The 17,400-nt window shown below is 73.0% G+C and carries 17 protein-coding genes and 1 pseudogene; 5 read left to right on the forward strand and 13 right to left on the reverse strand.

Translation table 11 applies throughout. From position 1 onward, the window contains the following. The first annotated feature begins 146 nt into the window (after positions 1 to 146). A complete protein-coding gene (locus ABT154_RS10045; protein WP_351855256.1) occupies positions 147 to 566 on the forward strand; it encodes a DUF6299 family protein in 420 nt (139 codons plus the stop codon). A 10-nt stretch (positions 567 to 576) separates the two neighbouring features. On the opposite strand, the gene ABT154_RS10050 is transcribed toward ABT154_RS10045, so the two are convergent. Together ABT154_RS10050 and ABT154_RS10055 are read right to left on the reverse strand one after the other, a co-directional pair. Further along, entirely contained in the window at positions 577 to 1,056 is a 480-nt protein-coding gene (locus tag ABT154_RS10050; protein WP_351855258.1) for a ribonuclease FAU-1 family protein, read from the reverse strand. Then, positions 1,037 to 1,960 carry a GNAT family N-acetyltransferase gene (locus ABT154_RS10055; RefSeq protein ID WP_351855260.1) on the reverse strand — a complete coding sequence of 308 codons (924 nt, stop codon included), beginning with the start codon at positions 1,958 to 1,960 and terminating at the stop codon, positions 1,037 to 1,039. Before ABT154_RS10055 ends, ABT154_RS10050 begins: the two co-directional genes overlap by 20 nt. 74 nt (positions 1,961 to 2,034) lie before the next feature. On the opposite strand from ABT154_RS10055, the gene ABT154_RS10060 reads away from it, so the two are divergent. Then, complete coding sequence (locus ABT154_RS10060) at positions 2,035 to 2,409, forward strand: GntR family transcriptional regulator (RefSeq protein ID WP_056566107.1); 375 nt, start codon at positions 2,035 to 2,037, stop codon at positions 2,407 to 2,409. 57 nt (positions 2,410 to 2,466) lie between these two features. On the opposite strand, the gene ABT154_RS10065 is transcribed toward ABT154_RS10060, so the two are convergent. The 4 genes and pseudogenes from ABT154_RS10065 to ABT154_RS10080 all read right to left on the reverse strand — a co-directional run bounded on the left by ABT154_RS10065 (position 2,467) and on the right by ABT154_RS10080 (position 6,526). Then, on the reverse strand, positions 2,467 to 3,585 hold the full coding sequence (locus tag ABT154_RS10065) for a DUF5925 domain-containing protein (RefSeq protein WP_351855263.1): 1,119 nt from the start codon (positions 3,583 to 3,585) through the stop codon (positions 2,467 to 2,469). Between the two features lie 84 nt (positions 3,586 to 3,669). Next, positions 3,670 to 4,434, reverse strand: a complete 765-nt coding sequence (locus ABT154_RS10070) for a polysaccharide deacetylase family protein (protein WP_351855768.1) — start codon at positions 4,432 to 4,434, stop codon at positions 3,670 to 3,672. A 266-nt stretch (positions 4,435 to 4,700) separates the two neighbouring features. Further along, positions 4,701 to 5,699 (reverse strand): annotated as a pseudogene (locus tag ABT154_RS10075) (glycosyltransferase family 2 protein); the annotation flags it as partial. Continuing rightward, complete coding sequence (locus ABT154_RS10080) at positions 5,696 to 6,526, reverse strand: glycosyltransferase family 2 protein (protein ID WP_351855267.1); 831 nt, start codon at positions 6,524 to 6,526, stop codon at positions 5,696 to 5,698. The gene ABT154_RS10080 and the pseudogene ABT154_RS10075, both read right to left, overlap by 4 nt. A 639-nt stretch (positions 6,527 to 7,165) precedes the next feature. Between ABT154_RS10080 and ABT154_RS10085 the strand changes: the two genes are divergently transcribed. Continuing rightward, entirely contained in the window at positions 7,166 to 7,972 is an 807-nt protein-coding gene (locus tag ABT154_RS10085) for an SGNH/GDSL hydrolase family protein (RefSeq protein WP_351855270.1), read from the forward strand. On the opposite strand, the gene ABT154_RS10090 is transcribed toward ABT154_RS10085, so the two are convergent. Next, positions 7,956 to 9,032, reverse strand: coding sequence for a serine/threonine-protein kinase (locus tag ABT154_RS10090; protein WP_351855273.1), 1,077 nt, complete (start codon positions 9,030 to 9,032; stop codon positions 7,956 to 7,958). The genes ABT154_RS10085 and ABT154_RS10090 overlap by 17 nt on opposite strands. A gap of 314 nt (positions 9,033 to 9,346) precedes the next feature. On the opposite strand from ABT154_RS10090, the gene ABT154_RS10095 reads away from it, so the two are divergent. Continuing rightward, positions 9,347 to 9,619, forward strand: a complete 273-nt coding sequence (locus ABT154_RS10095; protein WP_030212846.1) for a hypothetical protein — start codon at positions 9,347 to 9,349, stop codon at positions 9,617 to 9,619. 277 nt (positions 9,620 to 9,896) lie between these two features. Here the strand turns inward: ABT154_RS10095 and ABT154_RS10100 are convergent, their stop codons facing one another. From ABT154_RS10100 to ABT154_RS10110, 3 genes are all read right to left on the reverse strand, one after another. After that, the gene (locus ABT154_RS10100) at positions 9,897 to 11,093 is read right to left on the reverse strand and encodes a CaiB/BaiF CoA transferase family protein (protein WP_351855275.1); all 1,197 of its coding nucleotides are present in this window, start codon (positions 11,091 to 11,093) and stop codon (positions 9,897 to 9,899) included. Positions 11,094 to 11,186: 93 nt separating this feature from the next. Continuing rightward, a complete protein-coding gene (locus ABT154_RS10105) occupies positions 11,187 to 11,966 on the reverse strand; it encodes an ABC transporter permease (protein ID WP_351855278.1) in 780 nt (259 codons plus the stop codon). Beyond that, positions 11,963 to 12,901: an ATP-binding cassette domain-containing protein gene (locus tag ABT154_RS10110; RefSeq protein ID WP_317878511.1), complete on the reverse strand. Its 939-nt coding sequence runs from the start codon at positions 12,899 to 12,901 to the stop codon at positions 11,963 to 11,965. Before ABT154_RS10110 ends, ABT154_RS10105 begins: the two co-directional genes overlap by 4 nt. Positions 12,902 to 12,963: 62 nt before the next feature. Here ABT154_RS10110 and ABT154_RS10115 point away from each other — a divergent pair, with 62 nt between their 5' ends. Further along, on the forward strand, positions 12,964 to 13,737 hold the full coding sequence (locus tag ABT154_RS10115) for a TetR/AcrR family transcriptional regulator (protein WP_351855282.1): 774 nt from the start codon (positions 12,964 to 12,966) through the stop codon (positions 13,735 to 13,737). On the opposite strand, the gene ABT154_RS10120 is transcribed toward ABT154_RS10115, so the two are convergent. The 3 genes from ABT154_RS10120 to hmgA all read right to left on the reverse strand — a co-directional run bounded on the left by ABT154_RS10120 (position 13,724) and on the right by hmgA (position 17,243). Further along, positions 13,724 to 14,992: a type ISP restriction/modification enzyme gene (locus tag ABT154_RS10120; protein ID WP_351855285.1), complete on the reverse strand. Its 1,269-nt coding sequence runs from the start codon at positions 14,990 to 14,992 to the stop codon at positions 13,724 to 13,726. The two genes, ABT154_RS10115 and ABT154_RS10120, sit on opposite strands and share 14 nt — an antisense overlap. A gap of 138 nt (positions 14,993 to 15,130) precedes the next feature. After that, positions 15,131 to 15,880 carry a GntR family transcriptional regulator gene (locus tag ABT154_RS10125; protein WP_351855287.1) on the reverse strand — a complete coding sequence of 250 codons (750 nt, stop codon included), beginning with the start codon at positions 15,878 to 15,880 and terminating at the stop codon, positions 15,131 to 15,133. A gap of 40 nt (positions 15,881 to 15,920) precedes the next feature. Then, on the reverse strand, positions 15,921 to 17,243 hold the full coding sequence (gene hmgA / locus ABT154_RS10130) for a homogentisate 1,2-dioxygenase (RefSeq protein WP_351855290.1): 1,323 nt from the start codon (positions 17,241 to 17,243) through the stop codon (positions 15,921 to 15,923). Positions 17,244 to 17,400 lie beyond the last annotated feature (157 nt).

Consider the following 17,400-nt stretch of genomic DNA (forward strand, 5'->3'; position numbering starts at 1 on the left):
GGGCCGCGTCAGGCGTGACCGTACGACGATATGCGCGGCGGTTTCGTCCAACTCGCCCCCGATAGGGTGAGTCTCGGCCACGCGGCGGCCGAATCCGGTATCCCTGGCGGGCAGCACCATCCCCCACCCCGAAGGGACCCCCGCACATGCGCGTCCGACTCGCCCTCGCCGCAGGCGCCCTGCTGGCCGCCACCGCCACGGCCGTCGCCCCCCTCGCCCACGCGGGAGGGGGCGACGGCGTCTCCGTCTACGGATACGGCACCATCGGCGAGGACGGCACGGTGACCCTCTCCGGCACCTACCACTGCCTCGACGAAAGCGCGGGACCCGTCTTCGTCAGCTCCGCCCTCGTCCAGGGGAATCGTTCCGCCGGGATCGGCGGCACCCAGGCCGTCTGCGACGGGCACCTCCACGAATGGGTCAACACCGCCGTCGTGAAGGAGCCCGCCTACCGGCCCGGCGCGGCCACGGTGCGGGCCACGCTCACACAGCTCACCACCGGCGACAGCGGCCGTCCCGAACCCGGCGTCCTCGCCGCCGAGGACGGGGCCGTCGAACTGAGCTGACAGGAGCGCGCTAGCGCAACAGCTCCACCAGGCCCTCGCGGCCCAGGACCTCCAGCTCGTCCAGGGCCACCACGGCGCACGCCGCCGCCTCCGGGTCGGAGGCGGCGAGCCCGCTCGCCGCGAACTCGTCCTCGTCGAGCCGCAGCACCTCGCTCCCGTCCGCCGACACCCACAGGTCCAGGTCCAGGTCCTCGACCACCACCCCCGAGCCGTCGATCACGGCCGGCCGGGTGATGTCGCAGTACCAGCCCTTGAGGGAGCCGTCGGCGGACCACACCTCCTTGACCGTGAACCAGCGGTCGCGCCAGTAGTGCTCCACGAAGACATCGCCCGGCTCGAACCGTACGAAGCCGAAGTCCCGCACCCCCTCGGCCGCCCACGGGGCACGCACCGAGAGCCGGGCGCCGTTCTCCGCGAGCACCTCGGCCGGGTAGCGGATCTTCGTCCGGCCCGCCTTCGTCAGGGTGACCTCAACCGATCGTCCGGACATGCCGTACCTCCCGCGCGCAGACCTCGTAACCGAACCACTTGTTGATCGCGAGCATCGGCTCGTTCCCGGTGTCGTTCCCGGTGAACGCCTCCGCGCAGCCAGCGGCACGCGCCCGGTGCAGCGACGCGTTCTTGGCGAGCTTCGCGAGCCCACGCCCCCGGAACGCCGGGGCCGTGCCCGTCATCCCCGAGTTGTACCGGCCCAGACCGTCCGTCTGCGCCGCGCTGAACGCGGCCGGTACGCCGTCCACGACCGCGACCGTCGTCAGCGCCCGGTCGAACAGCGGATGGTTCCAGGTGGTCGCCAGCCAGTGCTCGTAGTCGTCCAGCTCCGCCCCCACGTCACCCGGCTCGTCGGCGGTCGTCACCGCGTCCAGCTCGAACAGCGGCCGCGGATCGGCCGCGAAGTCCTCGGCCGTGCGCAGCTCCACACCGGCGGGCGGTGCCTGGAGCGGCGGCAGTCCGGCCGCGGCCAGGTCGAGCCGGAGGAAGTACGCGGAACGGCTGGGGGAGTAGGCGCGCCGGCCGGCCCAGGCCAGGTTCTCGGGGGCGTCCAGGACCCAGCTGTACAGGGTCCGCGCACCCCGCTCGGCGAGGTGCTCCTCGGCGGCGCGCAGCAGCAGCGTCCCGGCACCGCGGCCGGGGTGCGCAGGGTCCACGTACACGTTCACCGAGCCGATCCCGGGCTCCGGGGCGTCATGGGCGATCCGCTGCTGCGCCGTCCCGATGACCTCGCCGTCCTCCGTGACGGCGACGAGCGGACGTTCGTGGCTCTTCGGATGGGCGTGCGCCCAGTCGAACGCGCACTGCTCGGCGGTCGCGAGCATGAAGGGGACGGCCGCACGGCGGACCCGGGCGAAATCCGCGGCGTCCTCGGCCCGTACATCACGGACGATCACTGTCATGTGGTCGCACGCTACGGGCCGGGCACGCTCCGCCGCCTCCCATTTTCCGGTGGGGTGGGGGCAGAATCGGCGGGGTGACACTCACCATCGCCGTGGACCACGAATCCACCACCGCTCCGTACGAACAGCTGCGTGCCCAGATCTCGGAGCGGGCCCGGTCGGGCAGACTGCCGGTCGGATACAAGCTGCCGACGGTACGAGGGCTCGCGGAACAGCTGGGCCTCGCCGCGAACACGGTCGCCAAGGCGTACAAGGCACTGGAGGCGGACGGGGTGATCGAGACGCGCGGGCGCCACGGCACCTTCGTCGCCGCAGCGGGGGACGCGGCGACCCGCAGGGCCGCCACCGCCGCCGCCCAGTACGCCGAGGAGGCCCGCCGCCTCGGCCTCAGCCGCGAGGCCGCCGAGGCGGCACTGAATGAGGCGCTGCGCGCGGCCTACGACAACTGAGCCCCTGAGGCGAAGGACCCGTGGACGGGACCCGCGGGCACGAGCTGTGGCCCGGGCCTACAGATACAGGCCCGCCCCCGCCGTGCGGGGTTCCGGGAGCTCCGTCGAGGGCGTGCCGCGGCGCAGGGCGAACAGCTCCGCCAGCGTCGCGCCCTCACGCGGCACGTTCTCCGAGCGCCCCAGCCACTCCACCGACTCGGACCGGCTCAGCGGCCCGACCTCGATCCGCGCCAGACAGCGGCCCGGCCGGACCACGGCCGGGTGGAGCCGCTCCAGGTCCTCGTTGGTCGTGACCCCGACCAGGACGTTGCGCCCCTGGCCGAGCAGACCGTCCGTCAGGTTCAGCAGCCGGGACAGGGCCTGCCCCGCCGTGTGCTTCGCCTCGCCCCGGATCAGCTCGTCGCAGTCCTCCAGGAGCAGCAGCCGCCAGCGGCCCTTGGCCGTGCCCTCGTCCTCGCCGATGGCGATGTCCATGAGGTAGCCGACGTCGTTGAAGAGCCGCTCCGGATCCAGCACGCAGTCCACCTGGCACCAGTCCCGCCAGGACCGGGCCAGGGTCCGAAGCGCGGACGTCTTGCCGGTGCCCGGCGGGCCGTGCAGCAGCAGGAGTCGGCCGGCGATGGAGTCGGGCGTCACCTTCATCAGCCGGTCCATGGACTCGGCCACCGGCGCCGAGTAGTTGGGCCGGACCTCGTCCCATGTGCCCGCGCTGATCTGCCGGGTCGTCCGGTGCGGGCCGCGCCGGGGCGACACGTACCAGAACCCCATCGTCACGTTCTCCGGCTGGGGCTCCGGCTCGTCCTTCGCCCCTTCGGTGGCCTCCTTCAGGACCGACTGCGCGAGGTCCGCGTCGGTGGCCGTCACGGTGACGTCCGCCCCCCGGTTCCAGCGGGAGACCAGCAGCGTCCAGCCCTCGCCCTCGGCGAGCAGCGCGCTGCGGTCGTCGTCCTTCGCCGCCCGCAGCACCGTGGCTCCGGCCGGGAGCAGCGTCGCGTCGGGCTTGACCCGGTCCAGGGTGGTGCTGTGCGAGTGCGGCTGCTCCCCGGTCGCGAAGCGGCCGAGGAACAGCGCGTCGACGACGTCCGAGGGGGAGTCGCTGTCGTCGAGGTTCAGCCGGATCGGCAGCGAGCGCTGAGGCTCGGACGGTGCCGGTGGGGTGTCAGCCATGGCGTCCATGATCCGTCAACCGGACAGGACGCGCACCGGGTTTTGGCCGGGACGCCGCCCAGGCCTGCCGCGTCCCGCCGCCCGACCGGGGCTTCAGATCCAGTGGCCCCGGACCGCGCCCCGGGCGCGTCGGGCGAGCGCGTACCCCTTCGTCATGGCCCGGTCGGCGGCGAAGTTCCACGCGATCGCACGGCCCTCGACGAGCCGGGTGAACTCCGCGAGGCCGGTGGACCGGCGCACCGTCACCCGCTCCAGGGCGTACGGGCCCTGGCAGCGGCTGGCCAGCGCGTTGCCGACGGCGAGCGCCTGGGTGAAACCGGCCTCCCGGACGGTACGGCGGACCCGGCGGCTGGAGTACCCGTAGGGGTACGCGAACGAGGCGGGCGCGGTGCCGACTTCCTCGGCCACGATCTCCCGGCAGCGCAGCGTCTCGAACCGGAGCCGGCGCGCGTCGAGCTGGTCGAGCTGGGGGTGGGTGTGGCTGTGCCCGCCGATCTCGGTCCCCGCGTCGGCGAGTTCGCGCACCTGCGCCCAGTCGAGCATGGTGTCGAGGGCGCCGCCCGTCCCGTGCTTTCCGGGCAGCCAGCCGGTGGAGACGAAGACGGTGCTCGCGAAGGAGTGCGCGGCGAGCACCGGCAGGGCGTACCGGTGCACGCCCTCGTACCCGTCGTCGAAGGTGACGAGCAGCGGGCGCGCGGGCAGCGGCGACCCGGTGCGCCAGGCGGCGGCGAGCCCGGCGGCGGTCAGCGGGGTGAACCCACGCTCGGCGACGACCCCCATCTGCGCGGCGAAGGCCTCGGGGGTGACGGAGAGCCCGAGGGTGGCGGGCGCGGGGTCGGGGGAGACGGCGTGGTACATGAGGACGGGGACGGGGGGACCGGGGGCCGCGCAATCGGTCACGGACGCACTCCGAGGGTCCGGCCTGCGGCTCGGGTCCCGACCACGGCTTCGGCCCCGGCCCGGGGCCCCGCTTCGGACCCGGCCCCGGCTTCGAACCCGGCCCGGGGTCCGGCCTCGCCCCCGGCTTGGGGCCCGGTCTGGGGCCCGCCCCCAGCCCCGGTCCCCGCTCCGGCCCCAGCCTCGGTGCCTGCCTCACCGGCGACGGTCACCGCTCCCCCCGTCCCCTCGATCGGCCCCCACGAGAACCTCGCCCCGCCGTTCCTCGTCCGTAGCGTGCCCAGCGCGTAGCCGCCCGCCGCCAGTGTCACGCCCGTGACGATCGCCCCGGCCCGGCCCGCGCCGCCCTCGCGTCCGCGCAGTGCGTCGCGCACCCCGCGCAGGACCCCGGCGGGCAACACCCTTGTCGTGTAACGCCGTTCGGACTCCAGGCCCTTCTGCGTGCCGACGCTCCGCGCGACCAGGGCCTTGGACAGGCCCTCGGCGTAGACCCGGGTGCGGAAGTAGCCGAAGCGTTCGCGGGCGGTGGGCACCTTGTGGTGGATGACCGCCCGGTCGTCGATGAGGAGGATCGCCTCGGGCAGCGCTCTGGAGAGCCGGATGCACAGTTCGGTCTCCTCGCAGCCGAGGGGCCGCCGGCTGCCGTCCCGCCCGATGCCGGTGGCGAAGCCGCCCGCCGCGTCGAAGGCCGTACGGCGGAAGGAGGCGTTGCCGCCGAGGACGTTACGCACGGGGACCCGGCCCCGGGGCAGGCCCCGGTAGGTGCAGCCGACGACCCAGTCGAACTCCTCGGGGAACCAGTCCGGCCGGCGGCCCGACGCCCAGGCGGGCAGGGTCCGGCCGCCGACGGCCATGACGCGCGGGTCGTCGTAGGCGGCGGCGAAATGGTGGAGCCAGTCCTGCTCCGCGACGGCGTCGTCGTCGAGGAAGGCGACGAACGCGCCGCGGGCGGCGGCGATCCCGGTGTTGCGGCCGGCGGACAGGCCGCGTGGGCCCGCGTTGGGGAGCACCCGCACCTGCGCACCGGACGCGGGGGACGGCTCCGCGTACTCCTCGGTGAGCCGGGAGAGGAGCCGCTCGTTGTGGTCGACCACGAGCAGTGTCTCGCGGGCCGGCAGGGACTGCTTCCGTACGGAGTCGACGGCGGCGAGGATGTCCTCCCAGCGTTCCTCCGTGTAGACGCAGATCACCACCGAGAAGCCGTACGGGGAGGTGCCGTCGCTCAAGACGCCTCTCCCCGGGGGACGTTCACCGAGAACGGCGCGGGTCGTCGGCGGGCCGCCTTGCTGACGGCCTTCTCCTTGAGGATGACCTTGAGGACCCGGATGCCGTCGCGGACGGCGTTGAGGTTGCTGACGCCGTGGATGCGGTTGTATTCGTGGCTGGGCACCTCCTGCACCTTGAGGCCCGCGGTGACGACCCGGATGTTGATCAGGGTCTCGATCTCGAATCCGGTGCAGTCGAGGGTGATCTTGTCGAGGCAGTGGCGCCAGAAGGCGTTGTAGCCGTAGCAGAGGTCGGTGTACCGGGCGCCGAACTTCCGGTTGACGAGGGTGCAGAGGGCCCAGTTGCCCAGTCGGCGGATGGTCGTCATGTCGTCCGTGCCGCCGCCGTTGGCGAACCGGGAGCCCTTGGCGAAGTCGGCGCCGCCGACGAGGGCGGAGACGTAGGAGACGATCTCCTGGCCGTCGGCGGAGCCGTCCGCGTCGACCATGACGATGATGTCGCCGGTGCAGGCGGCGAATCCGCTGATGAGCGCGTCGCCCTTGCCCTTGCCGACCTGCTTGACGACCTTGACGTCGGGCCGGAGTTCACGGGCGACGTCGACCGTGGCATCGGTGGAATTTCCGTCGACGAGGACGACTTCATGTATCCATTCCGGCAGCGTCTTGAAGACGTACGGAAGATTTTCGGCCTCGTTCATCGCGGGAATGACGACGCTCACCGGCGGAGTGATCGCCAAATGCGAGGTGATCGCGCGGTACTGGGCGGCTATTCGGCCCGGCTCGGTCAATTCTTGGCCCGTGGCGGTCGGGCGCAGGAACGAGCTCATGGATCCGGTTTCCCTCTCGTCCGGTGGGCCGCCCACCCTTGGGCGGTCCGATGGTGTGTCCGGTTCGAAAGGGGGGTTCTCGCCCCGCCCGCACAGAAGCGATCTCCTTGTGGGACAGGTGAGTTGGCATGTCTGGCCGCGCGGCACCCGCGACTCGGCGCACGTTCGAGCACCGAGCACGGCACCCCCCTACCGCGCCCCGCCCCGGGACCACCAGCGACGCTAGAGCCCTCCCCTGAGCCGCTTCTGCGTGACGGACCGGTGCGAGTGAGATCTACGACGGTATTGATGAAGGGGACTGTATGGCAAGTCCCTCATCTACGGCCTGGTTTTCGGCAGTTTGGCGAAGGTTCGACGGTCGGATGTCAAAACGTCCCGGTCGGCTTCGATCAATCCGTCCGCATGCGGGCAACGGTGATTCAAGATCATGCCGCTGTGCATTGTTGTGTGAATGTGTCGTGTTCTCGTCCGACCACTTCGTCGGGACCGGAGGCTCCGGTTCCTCTCATGGCCGGATCTCGACGGTCCCTGACGGGGGATCGGAGGATGTTCACCACCAGTTTTGACATGAACACTTCCGGCGGGGCGGATCCGATGCTACTACCTGGTAGCGCAGAGATCCTGCTACAGGGAGGTTCCATGAGACTGCCCCGTTTTACCGCCCTTTCCTCCGCGCTCCTGCTCGGAGCCGTCCTCGCCCTCACCGGGGCGGGTGCCGCTCAGGCCGCCGAGACCGCCGCACTCGACTACGTGGCCCTGGGGGACTCGTACTCCTCCGGTGTCGGCTCGGGGAGTTACGACAGCGCCAGCGGCGACTGCAAGCGCTCCACGAAGGCGTTCCCAGTGCTGTGGAAGAACGCGAACGCCCCCTCCTCGTTCGCCTTCACCGCCTGCTCGGGCGCCCGAACGGGTGATGTCACCGCGAATCAGCTCGGCCCCCTCTCGGCCGCCACTGACCTGGTCTCTCTCACGATCGGGGGAAATGACGCCGGTTTCGCCGACGTCATGACGACCTGTGTGCTTCAGTCCGAGGCCACCTGTATCAACCGTGTGAATCAGGCCAAGAGCTACGTGGACAGCACGCTCCCCGGGAAGCTCGACGCCGTCTACACCGCGATCCGGAACAAGGCGCCCTCCGCCCATGTCGTCGTCCTCGGCTACCCGCGCTTCTACCAGCTGGGCGGCAGCTGCATCGCCGGCCTGAGCGAGAACGAGCGCACCGCCATCAACGGCGCCTCCGACTACCTCAACGCCGCCGTCGCCAAGCGCGCCGCCGACCACGGCTACACCTACTCCAGCGTGGTCCCGGCCTTCACCGGTCACGAGATCTGCTCCAGCTCCTCGTGGCTGCACAGCGTCAACTGGCTCAACATCGGGGAGTCCTACCACCCGACCGCGGCCGGACAGTCCGGCGGCTACCTGCCCAGCTTCAGGAACGCGGTGTAACGGAGCCGCCGCCCACGCCGTCCGTGGCGCCGGGACCGGCCGGAGCGGTGCTCGTCGCACCGCCCGGACCGGGCCCGGTGTCCGGGCCCTCGTCGTCCACCACCAGGTGGTACGTCAGGGCCCCCGCGATCAGCAGCGCGCCGAGCAGCCCGGCGACGAGCACGGGCCCCCGGCGGGGCGCGCCGGTCCTGCGGGACGACGTCGCACCCGCCTCCGGCGTCGAGGCCTTGCCTCCCGCACCCGCCCGGCGTTCGCCGTCCTCCTCGTCACCGTCCCGTGCCCGGCGTCCGTTCCCGGCGCCGCCGTCGGTCGAAGTGCGGCCCGCGCCGTCCGTCGCGTACGGCTCCGCCCGCGCGACCCGCGTCCCGCCCGCCGCCACCCGTCGCAGCTCCCGCTCGACGTGGTCCGCCGTCAGGGGGCGTTCGGCGTCGGGGTGCAGCAGTCCCTCCACCAGGGCACCGAGTGCGTCGCGCACGTCGTCCGCAGGGGTCCGGCGGACCGGGCCGCCCGACGGCGGTGCCCCGACCGCGGCCTTGAGGAGTTCCCCCAGGGCGCGCAGGTCCCCCTCCGGCCCCGGTGCGTCCTCGGGGGCCGTGCCGAAGCCGGTCACCACGATCCGCCCGTCGTTGGCGAGGAGCACGTGCCCCGGCCCCACGCCCCGGTGCGCCACACCCGCCTCGCGCGCCGCCCGCAGGGCGCCGAGCACCTCCGCGCCGACGCGTGCGGCCTCGCGCGGGGACAGCGGGCCGGCCGCCTCCAGCGTCTCGGCGAGGGTGAGCCCCCTTACCAGCTCCGTCACGACCCACGGCCGGCCGTCCTCGGTGGCCACACCGAGGGTCCGTACGGCGGAGGGGTGGGAGATCCGGGCGGCGGCCCGCGCCGCGCGCTCCCGCCGCGCGAACAGCAGGGGTGCCTCGTCGGCGGGGAGCCCGTCCGGGGTCCGGAACTCCTTGAGGGCCACCTCGTGGCCGTCCGTCTCGTCCAGGGCGCGCCAGACGGTGCCGGTCGCCCCCTCGGCGAGGACGTCCAGAAGCCGGTAACGACCCGCGATCACCGTCATGGATCCACGGTAGCCGAGGAGGGTCCTTCGGGCGCCGGTCCTTCGACCCGGAACCGCTCGGACGATCTTGGTGGCGGAGATCACACCGACCCGGGTGCCCGCCGGTGACCGCCGTGGGGGCAGGATGGTTCATGACGGTTCGGCAGGTGTTCGAAGCCTGTCCAACTCGCCCTGGAATCAGATGGATTCGGACAGTGACCGTCAACCTCCGTACGAGTGCGACGAATCCCGCCGCCGGGATACACGGGTGTCACGGCGGGGCGATAGGGTTAACCTGCCCTGGGTCGGGTGCCCTTGTACGGGTGGGGAGTGACATGGAACAGATAGCAATGCGCAGCAGGCCGCGAGTGCCTGCCATCACCTGCGGGAGCAGCGCGACCAGTTCGCGGCTCGACCGCCATCTCGCGGTGCTCGGCGGACCCGCCGTGCCCCAGCGTGAGGCGGCCGAGGCGACGCTGCTGATGCGGGAACTGACGACGCGTACGCACGAGGCGCCGGTGCACGGTCACCGCAGCCGCAGCGCGCGGGTCTCGCTCTTCGCCCCGCTCCGCAGACTCCGCCGCTCGCTCTTCGGTACGCGCCGCTGACGGTCGGGCGCACCGGGCCGTCGCCTACCGGCGAGGTTGCCGCCCGCCCCTGCCCGGCAGAACGAAAGCGCGGCGCCAGTGAAAGCGCCGGACGTGTCCCCGCCCGTCCGGCGCTCCTTCGTGCCCGCTGACGGGTCGGTTCGCACCCGAGGGAAGACCCGTTCGTGCCCCCAACCGGTTCTGCGCACCCGAAGGCCGACGGGTCCGCCCGCCCGACCGGGCCCGTCGCACCCACCGACCCACCTCTCGTGCCTGTCGCCGTGTCCCCGCCCCACTCTCAGGCGATCACCCCCGCACTCCTCAGCTCCTTCACCTCCGTCTCCGGCACACCCAGCTCCGCGAGCACCCCGTCCGTGTCCTGCCCGAGTGCCGGGATCCGCTCCATCCGTGGCTCCGGCGCGTCCGGGAACACGATCGGCGGCAGCAGCGCGCGCAGCGGCCCGGCCGGTGACTCCACCTCCCGCCAGCGGTCACGGGCCGTCAGCTGGGGGTGGTCCGCCAGCTCCGCGACCGAGTTGAGCCGGGCGCAGGCGATTCCCGCCGCGTCCAGGCGCGCCAGCGCCTCGGGTGCCGTCAGCGGGGCCAGGGCCGCCGCGACCACCGCGTCCGTCGCCGCGCGCCCGGCCACCCGCGCCGTGTTCGTCGCGAAGTCCGGGGCGTCGGCAAGCTCCGGCCGGCCGAGGACCTGTTCGGCGAGCCGCCGCCACTCCCGGTCGTTCTGCACGGAGAGCAGCACCAGCCCGCCGTCGGCCGTCGGATAGGCGTCGTACGGGGCGATCACCGCGTGCGCGAGCCCCGTGCGCGCCGGGGGCGTACCCCCGTGCATCCCGTGGTGCAACGGGTGCCCCATCCACTCCGCGAGCGAGTCGAGCAGCGAGATCTCCACCGGACCGCCCCGCCCGGTGGTGCCGCGCCGTACGAGCGCGGCGAGGACGCCCGAGAAGGCGTACATGCCGGCCGCGATGTCGGCCGCCGGGATCCCGGACTTGACCGGCTGCTCCGGCGTCCCGGTCACCGACGCGAGGCCCGCCTCGCACTGCACGAGCATGTCGTACGCCCGCTTGAGCGCGTACGGTCCCTCCGCCCCGTACCCGGAGACGTCCACCGCGATCAGCCTCGGGTGCGCGGCGCACAGGGTGGCGGCGTCGAGGCCCAGCCGGGCCGCCGCGCCCTGGGCGAGGTTCTGCACGAAGACGTCCGCGCCGCCCACAAGCCGCCGGACGAGCGCCAGGCCCCGGGGGTCCTTGAGGTCGACCGCCACGGACTCCTTGCCGCGGTTGCACCACACGAAGTGCGAGGCGAGACCCCGGGCGGCGGTGTCGTACCCCCGGGCGAAGTCCCCGCCGTCGGGCCGTTCGACCTTGACGACGCGGGCGCCGAGGTCGGCGAGCTGCCGGGTGGCGAAGGGGGCGGCGACGGCCTGCTCGACGGCGACGACCGTGATGCCTTCGAGGGGGAGTGGCTGAGTGCTCATGGAAGCCCTGCCTACCCTGCGGGGGCGGCGCTTGTCATCAGGGGGCATCTCGCCGGCGGGCCCGCTTCCCGCCCGGCGCGGTCGGCCGGCCCGTCAGCCCCGGGCGTAGCGGCGTACCGCGAGCGGGGCGAAGACGGCGATCAGGCCCAGGGACCAGAGGAGTGCCCCGGCGGCCGGGTGGGTCACCGGCCAGGCCCCGTCGGCGGGGGTCGGCGCGTTGCCGAAGAGGGCCCGGACCGCCGTGGTGACCGCCGAGATCGGGTTCCACTCGGCGACCGTCCGCAGCCAGCCCGGCAGGTTGTCCGTCGGGATGTACGCGTTGGACAGCAGCGGCAGCATGAAGGTGGCGCTGCCGAGCTGTCCGGCCGCCTCCTCGCTCTTGGACGCCAGGCCGAGCAGGATGCCCACCCAGGTCGTCGCGAACCGGAAGAGCAGCAGCAGACCGAGGGCGGCCAGGGCCTCCGCCGCCGTCCCCTCGATCCGCCAGCCCATGGCCAGCCCGACCAGGACCAGCGGGACCGTGCCGACCGCACTGGCCACCAGGTCGGCCAGTGCCTGCCCGAGGGGGACCGCGGCCCGGCTCACCGGCATGGTCCGGAAGCGGTCCATCACGCCCCGGTGCGCGTCCTGGGCGGACTGGAACATGCCGGTCATGAGCCCGCCGGCCGCCGTCGCCACCAGCAGGCCGGGCACCAGCTGGGACCGGTACTCGGCGCCGGGCAGGGCGAGCGCGCTGCCGAACACGTACCCGAAGAAGAGCAGGAACACGATCGGCATCGTCTGCGTCATCACGGTCATCGCGGGGGCGTGCAGGACACGGCGGAGGTGGCGGCCGAGGACGGCCGTCCCGTCGTGGACGAGGGCGGTGCTCACGCGGCGAGCTCCTTCCGGTCGGTGAGGCGCAGGAACACCTCGTCGAGGGTGGGCGGACGCAGTGACGCGTCGACGATGAGCACCCCGGCCGCGTCGATCTCGCGGACGATCCGGGGGAGGGTGAGCGTGGTGTCCGTGGTCACCGCGCCGACCGTGCGGCGCTCGGGGTCCAGGGCCGGCGCCGAACCGGTCAGCTGGTCGAGGACGGCCGCGGCGGCTTCGAGCGGGGAGGCGGGGGCGACGACGACCTCGGCGTAGCTGCCGACGAGGGCCTTGAGTTCGGCCGGGGTGCCGCGCTGGGCGACCCGCCCCTCGTCGATCAGGACGATGTCGTCGGCGAGCTGGTCGGCCTCCTCCAGGTACTGGGTGGTCAGCAGCACGGTCGTGCCCTCGGACGCCAACTCCCTTACGGCGTCCCAGATGTCGTTGCGGCTGTGCGGATCGAGCCCGGTGGTGGGCTCGTCGAGGAAGAGGACCCTGGGCGGTACGAGCAGACTCGCCGCCAGGTCGAGCCTGCGCCGCATGCCGCCGGAGTACGTGCGGGCGGGCCGCCCGGCCGCCGCGGTCAGGCCGAACCGCTCCAGGAGTTCGTCGGCGCGGGAGCGCGGCGCGCGCAGCAGCCGGGCGAACAGGCGCAGGTTCTCGGCGCCGGTCAGGTCGCCGTCGACCGAGGCGTACTGCCCGGTGACCGCGATCCGCTTCCGTACCCCCGCCGGATCGCGCACCACGTCGTGGCCCGCGACCCGCGCACTTCCCGCGTCGGGCCTGGCGAGGGTGGTGAGGACACGGACGGCGGTGGTCTTGCCGGCGCCGTTGGGGCCGAGGACGCCGCAGACGGAGCCCTCGGGGACGGCGAGGTCGAGGCCGCGGAGGGCGTGGACCTCACCGTACCGCTTCTGCAGACCTTCACTAAGTACAGCGTACGTAGTCGTCATGGCGCGACCATACCCCACTGCGTACGGTGTACGTAACTACGATGGAGGCGAGGTGATGATCCATGGCGGGCCGAGCGGCCGAACCGGAAGTGATCTGGGCGCGGCCCGAGCGCGCGGGGCGAGGCCCCAAACCGGCGTACAGCCGACGGGACATCGTGGACGCGGCCGTCCGCATCGCCGACGCGGACGGCATCGACGCGGTCTCCATGCGTCGCATCGCCGCCGAACTCGGCTGCGGCACCATGTCGCTCTACAACTACGTCCCCCGCAAGGAGGACCTGTACGAGCTGATGGTCGACGCCGTCAGCGGCGAGTACGAGCTGCCCGAGGAGCCCAGTGGCGACTGGCGCGCCGACATGACCGGCATCGCCCGCCAGGGCCGCGCGATCATGTACCGGCACCCCTGGCTTCCCCGGATCATGACCACCGCGTACGGGTTCAGCCCGAACGCCCTGGCCTTCCTGGAGTGGTGCCTCGCCTGCCTGACCCCCCTCGGCATCCCCGCCGGGCTGAAGATGCAGCTGATCGCCATGGTCAACGGCACGGTCATGGCGACCGTCGCCAACGAGCACGCCATCGCCGAGCGGGCCCGGGGACTGCCCTGGTCCGAGGCGGAGGAACAAGCGGTGCGCGGCGCCTACCTCGGGAGTCAGCTGGCGAGCGGACGGTACCCGCACCTCGCGGGGCTCTTCGCCGAGGCACCCGCCCCGATCGACGCGGACGCGGTCTTCACGCTGACGATCACGCGCCTCCTGGACTCGTTCGATCCTGAGGTGGGCGTGGTGGGCGTGGTGGGCGGCTCGGCCGAGTCGGCGGGTTCCGTCACAGGAGCGTGAACTGCCCCTCCGGGCCCTCCTCCTGATGGTCCAGTACGGACGCGGGGCGGCGGGCCCGGCAGGGCGGGGGCAGGATCCCGGCGGCCCGCAGCTCCTCCCTGGTCGCGCTTCCCGTCGTTCCAGCCGTTCCCGTTGTTCCCGCCGTTCCCGCCGTTCCTGTCGTTCCCGTCGTGAACGCGGCGCGCTCCGGTTCCCGTGCGCCGAGCAGCGCGAGCACGGTGATCAGTTCCAGCAGCTCCGAGGTCCACTCCTGCGGCCAGGCCGCCGGCCCGATCGCCTCCAGCGAGCCGGGCTCCGGCGCGGCGGTCCGGTGCGCGAACCACTGCTCGAGGACCCGCACCCCGCCGACCCGGAACTCCCAGGCCTCCGCCGGTACGGGGGAGATCCGGCCCTCGTCGAGGCAGAGCGTCTCGTCCCCCTCGTCGTACGTCACCGTCCCGGGACGCGCCGGGACCGCCGCCCGCACATACGGACGGCGTCCGCCCGGCAGCCGCGGCCTCGTCCCGCTGAGGGCGCCGCGCGCCTGGACGTCGACGAGGTCCCGGCCGAGCGCCACGCCCGCTGCCCAGACCTCCGGGTCCTCGGGGAGCGGCACCCGGCACCCGGCGGGGGAGGGGCGGGACGCCGCCACCGTCCACGCCAGCCACGCGTGGGCGTCGACCTCGTGCCCGTACCGCTCCCCGAGGAACGCGAGGAGACCCGGCGCGAGATTGGGCTCGTGGCCCCCGGGGCGCCGGAAGAGCGGCCGGATGCGGCCCGGCCGGCCGGCGGGGGAGCGGCCCTCCGGCAGCGCGGCCGTCACGAGGAGCGCGGGGCCTGCGGCGCCCGGCACGTACCCCTGCTCGACCGCGAAGAGCTGCGGTGCGCCGGCGACCCGCCACAGCTCGGGGCGGGCGGTGTCGATCAGCCGGTGGTCGGGGAGCAGCCACTGCTCCTCGTACGGCCCCCGGGCGATCCGTACGGGCTCGGGGCAGGGGCCCGGCTCGCGGGCCCACCGGGCGGTCCCGGTCCGCTGCCCGGGCAGCGCGGCGACCGCGCTCGCCGGGTTCCTCGCCCGGCTGGGCCGGAACAGGGACTCCCGCTCCGCCCCCTCGGCGGCGGCGAGCCGGTCCCAGCGGGCGCGCAGCGTCCGTACGTCCGGCGCCGCGATCCACGCTCGGCCGAAGCGCAGCGGCGCGACGGACCACGGCATGAGGTCGTCGAGGAGGGGCGGGTCGGCGTCGTGCGCTCCAGGAGCTTCCGTCACGCTCCGCATGCTAACGAGGGCGCTCAGCGGGCTTCCAGCGTCGGCGGGATTCCGCTGCCGGACCACGCTCCGGGACTCCCGCCCGTCAGTGTGCCTCCACCGTCACGGTGAACTCGTCAGTGTGCCTCCACCGTCACGGTGAACTCGTCAGTGCGCCTCCACCGTCACCGTGAAGGAGAAGCGGTCGCCCCGGTAGCGGATGCGGGCCACGTCGACGACCCTGCCGTCCTCGTCGTAGGTCACGCCGGTGTAGTGGAGGATCGGGGACAGCAGCGGGACCTGGAGCAGGGCGGCGGTCTCCGGGTCGGCGAGCCGGGCCTCGACCGTGTCGGTGATGCGGCTGATCCGTACCCCGACGACGTCCCTCAGCACCTTCGTCATCGGCCAGCGCTCCAGATCGGCCGGGTCGATCGCGGCGGCCAGCTCGGGACGCACCGCGTTCTCCGCCCAGTTGGTCGGCTCCCCGCTCTCGCCGTCGCGCCGCAGCCGCCGGTACGCCACGATCTCCGTCAGATCGGGGAAGTGCTCCGCGAGCTCACCCGGCACCGGGGCGGTGCCATGGCCGAGAACCGTCGTCAGCTCGCCCGACTGCTGGGCCACGATCGCGTCGATCGAGCCGAGCAGCCGGCGCGGGGTGGAGCGCCGGGCGCCCGGCTCGATGAAGGTCCCGCGCCGCCGGTGCCGGCTGATCAGGCCCTCCTCCTCCAGTTCCTTGAGGGCCTGGCGCATGGTCAGCACGCTCACGCCGTAGTGGGCCGCGAGCTGCTCCTCGGTGGGCAGCCGCAGCGAGGCGTCGGGCGTGCGGCCCAGTATCGAGGCGCGCAGCGACTGCGAGACCTGGTACCAGAGCGGCAGCTTGCGGTTCAGGACCAGCGAGTCGGGTGCGAAGGCGGTCACGGGTTCTCCGTACGAAGGCTACGGGCTTACGGCCGAGACACTACGGCCGAAAGTGGCGCTCAAGACCCTGCCATACGTCGTCGTACCCCTGCTGCAGATGGTCGGCCTCCGCCGCCTGCGGGGTCGCGGTCACCGGCCAGCGGGTCTCGAACATGAACGCCAGGCCGTCGTCGATCTTCTGTGGCCGCAGCTCGGCGGCAGAGGCCCGGTCAAAGGTCTCCCGGTCGGGGCCGTGCGCCGACATCATGTTGTGCAGCGAGCCGCCGCCGGGCACGAAACCTCCCTTTCCGGCCGTCTTCGCGTCGTACGCGCCCTCGATCAGGCCCATGTACTCGCTCATCACGTTCCGGTGGAAGTACGGCGGGCGGAACGTGTCCTCGCCGACCAGCCAGCGCGGTGCGAAGACCACGAAGTCCACGCCCGCGAGCCCCGGGGTGTCGGAGGGTGAGGTGAGGACGGTGAAGATCGACGGATCGGGGTGGTCGTACGAGATCGTCCCGATGACATTGAAGCGGTGCAGGTCGTAGACGTACGGGGTGTGGTTGCCGTGCCAGGCGACGACATCCAGCGGGGAGTGGCCGTACGTCGCCGACCAGAGGTTGCCGCAGTACTTGTTGACCACCTCCACCGGACCCTCGACGTCCTCGTACGCGGCGACCGGGGCCCGGAAGTCACGGGCGTTGGCCAGGCCGTTGGCGCCGATCGGGCCGAGGTCGGGGAGCTGGAACGGCGCCCCGAAGTTCTCGCAGACATAGCCGCGGGCGGTCTCGTCGAGCAGCTCGACGCGGAAGCGGACCCCGCGCGGGATCAGCGCGACCTCGCCGGGGTGGGCGGCGAGCAGGCCGAGTTCGGTACGGAGGAGCAGGCCGCCGCGCTCCGGGACGATCAGCAGCTCGCCGTCCGCGTCGCCGAAGACCCGCTCCATGGCGGCGTTGGCGTGGTAGAGGTGGACGGCCATGCCGGTGCGCTGGGTCGCGTCGCCGTTGCCGCCGAGAGTCCACAGACCGGCCAGCCAGTCGGTGCCGGGCGCCGGCTCGGGCAGCGGGTCCCAGCGCAGCCGGTTGGGGTCGGGCACGGTCTCGGTGAACGGCGTGCCGCGCAGCGTGCCGTTGTCGATCCGGGTGAACGGCGGGTGCGCGGCCGAGGGGCGGATCCGGTAGAGCCAGGAACGGCGGTTGTGCGCCCTCGGCTCGGTGAAGGCGCTGCCGCTGAGCTGCTCGGCGTAGAGCCCGAGCGGTGCGCGCTGCGGGGAGTTGCGGCCGTGCGGCAGCGCGCCGGGGATCGCCTCCGAGCTGTGCTCGTTGCCGAAACCGGTGCTGTATCCGAGCGCCTCGGCCGTCTTCCTGGCCTGCTCCGTGGTCATCGCCCGCTCCTGTCCTGAGCCCACAAGGGAATCCTATGCATGACCGTAGGATTCCGCGCGCCTTCCGTCAACGGGGCGACCGGCGTGGATGGCTGTCGGGGTGGTCGTCGGGGTGGTCGTCGAGTGCGCGGAAATCAGGTGCCGCACGAGGGGGTCA

Origin of the sequence: Streptomyces sp. NPDC001728 (genome assembly GCF_040297565.1) — a bacterium.
Taxonomy (GTDB): domain Bacteria; phylum Actinomycetota; class Actinomycetes; order Streptomycetales; family Streptomycetaceae; genus Streptomyces.

Coding starts and splice junctions, on each gene's coding strand:
- ABT154_RS10045 (WP_351855256.1), top strand. CDS start 147: ATGCGCGTCCGACTCGCCCTCGCCGCAGGCGCCCTGCTGGCCGCCACC.
- ABT154_RS10050 (WP_351855258.1), bottom strand. CDS start 1,056: ATGTCCGGACGATCGGTTGAGGTCACCCTGACGAAGGCGGGCCGGACG.
- ABT154_RS10055 (WP_351855260.1), bottom strand. CDS start 1,960: ATGACAGTGATCGTCCGTGATGTACGGGCCGAGGACGCCGCGGATTTC.
- ABT154_RS10065 (WP_351855263.1), bottom strand. CDS start 3,585: ATGGACGCCATGGCTGACACCCCACCGGCACCGTCCGAGCCTCAGCGC.
- ABT154_RS10070 (WP_351855768.1), bottom strand. CDS start 4,434: ATGTACCACGCCGTCTCCCCCGACCCCGCGCCCGCCACCCTCGGGCTC.
- ABT154_RS10080 (WP_351855267.1), bottom strand. CDS start 6,526: ATGAGCTCGTTCCTGCGCCCGACCGCCACGGGCCAAGAATTGACCGAG.
- ABT154_RS10085 (WP_351855270.1), top strand. CDS start 7,166: ATGAGACTGCCCCGTTTTACCGCCCTTTCCTCCGCGCTCCTGCTCGGA.
- ABT154_RS10090 (WP_351855273.1), bottom strand. CDS start 9,032: ATGACGGTGATCGCGGGTCGTTACCGGCTTCTGGACGTCCTCGCCGAG.
- ABT154_RS10095 (WP_030212846.1), top strand. CDS start 9,347: ATGGAACAGATAGCAATGCGCAGCAGGCCGCGAGTGCCTGCCATCACC.
- ABT154_RS10100 (WP_351855275.1), bottom strand. CDS start 11,093: ATGAGCACTCAGCCACTCCCCCTCGAAGGCATCACGGTCGTCGCCGTC.
- ABT154_RS10110 (WP_317878511.1), bottom strand. CDS start 12,901: ATGACGACTACGTACGCTGTACTTAGTGAAGGTCTGCAGAAGCGGTAC.
- ABT154_RS10115 (WP_351855282.1), top strand. CDS start 12,964: ATGGCGGGCCGAGCGGCCGAACCGGAAGTGATCTGGGCGCGGCCCGAG.
- ABT154_RS10120 (WP_351855285.1), bottom strand. CDS start 14,992: ATGCGGAGCGTGACGGAAGCTCCTGGAGCGCACGACGCCGACCCGCCC.
- hmgA (WP_351855290.1), bottom strand. CDS start 17,243: ATGACCACGGAGCAGGCCAGGAAGACGGCCGAGGCGCTCGGATACAGC.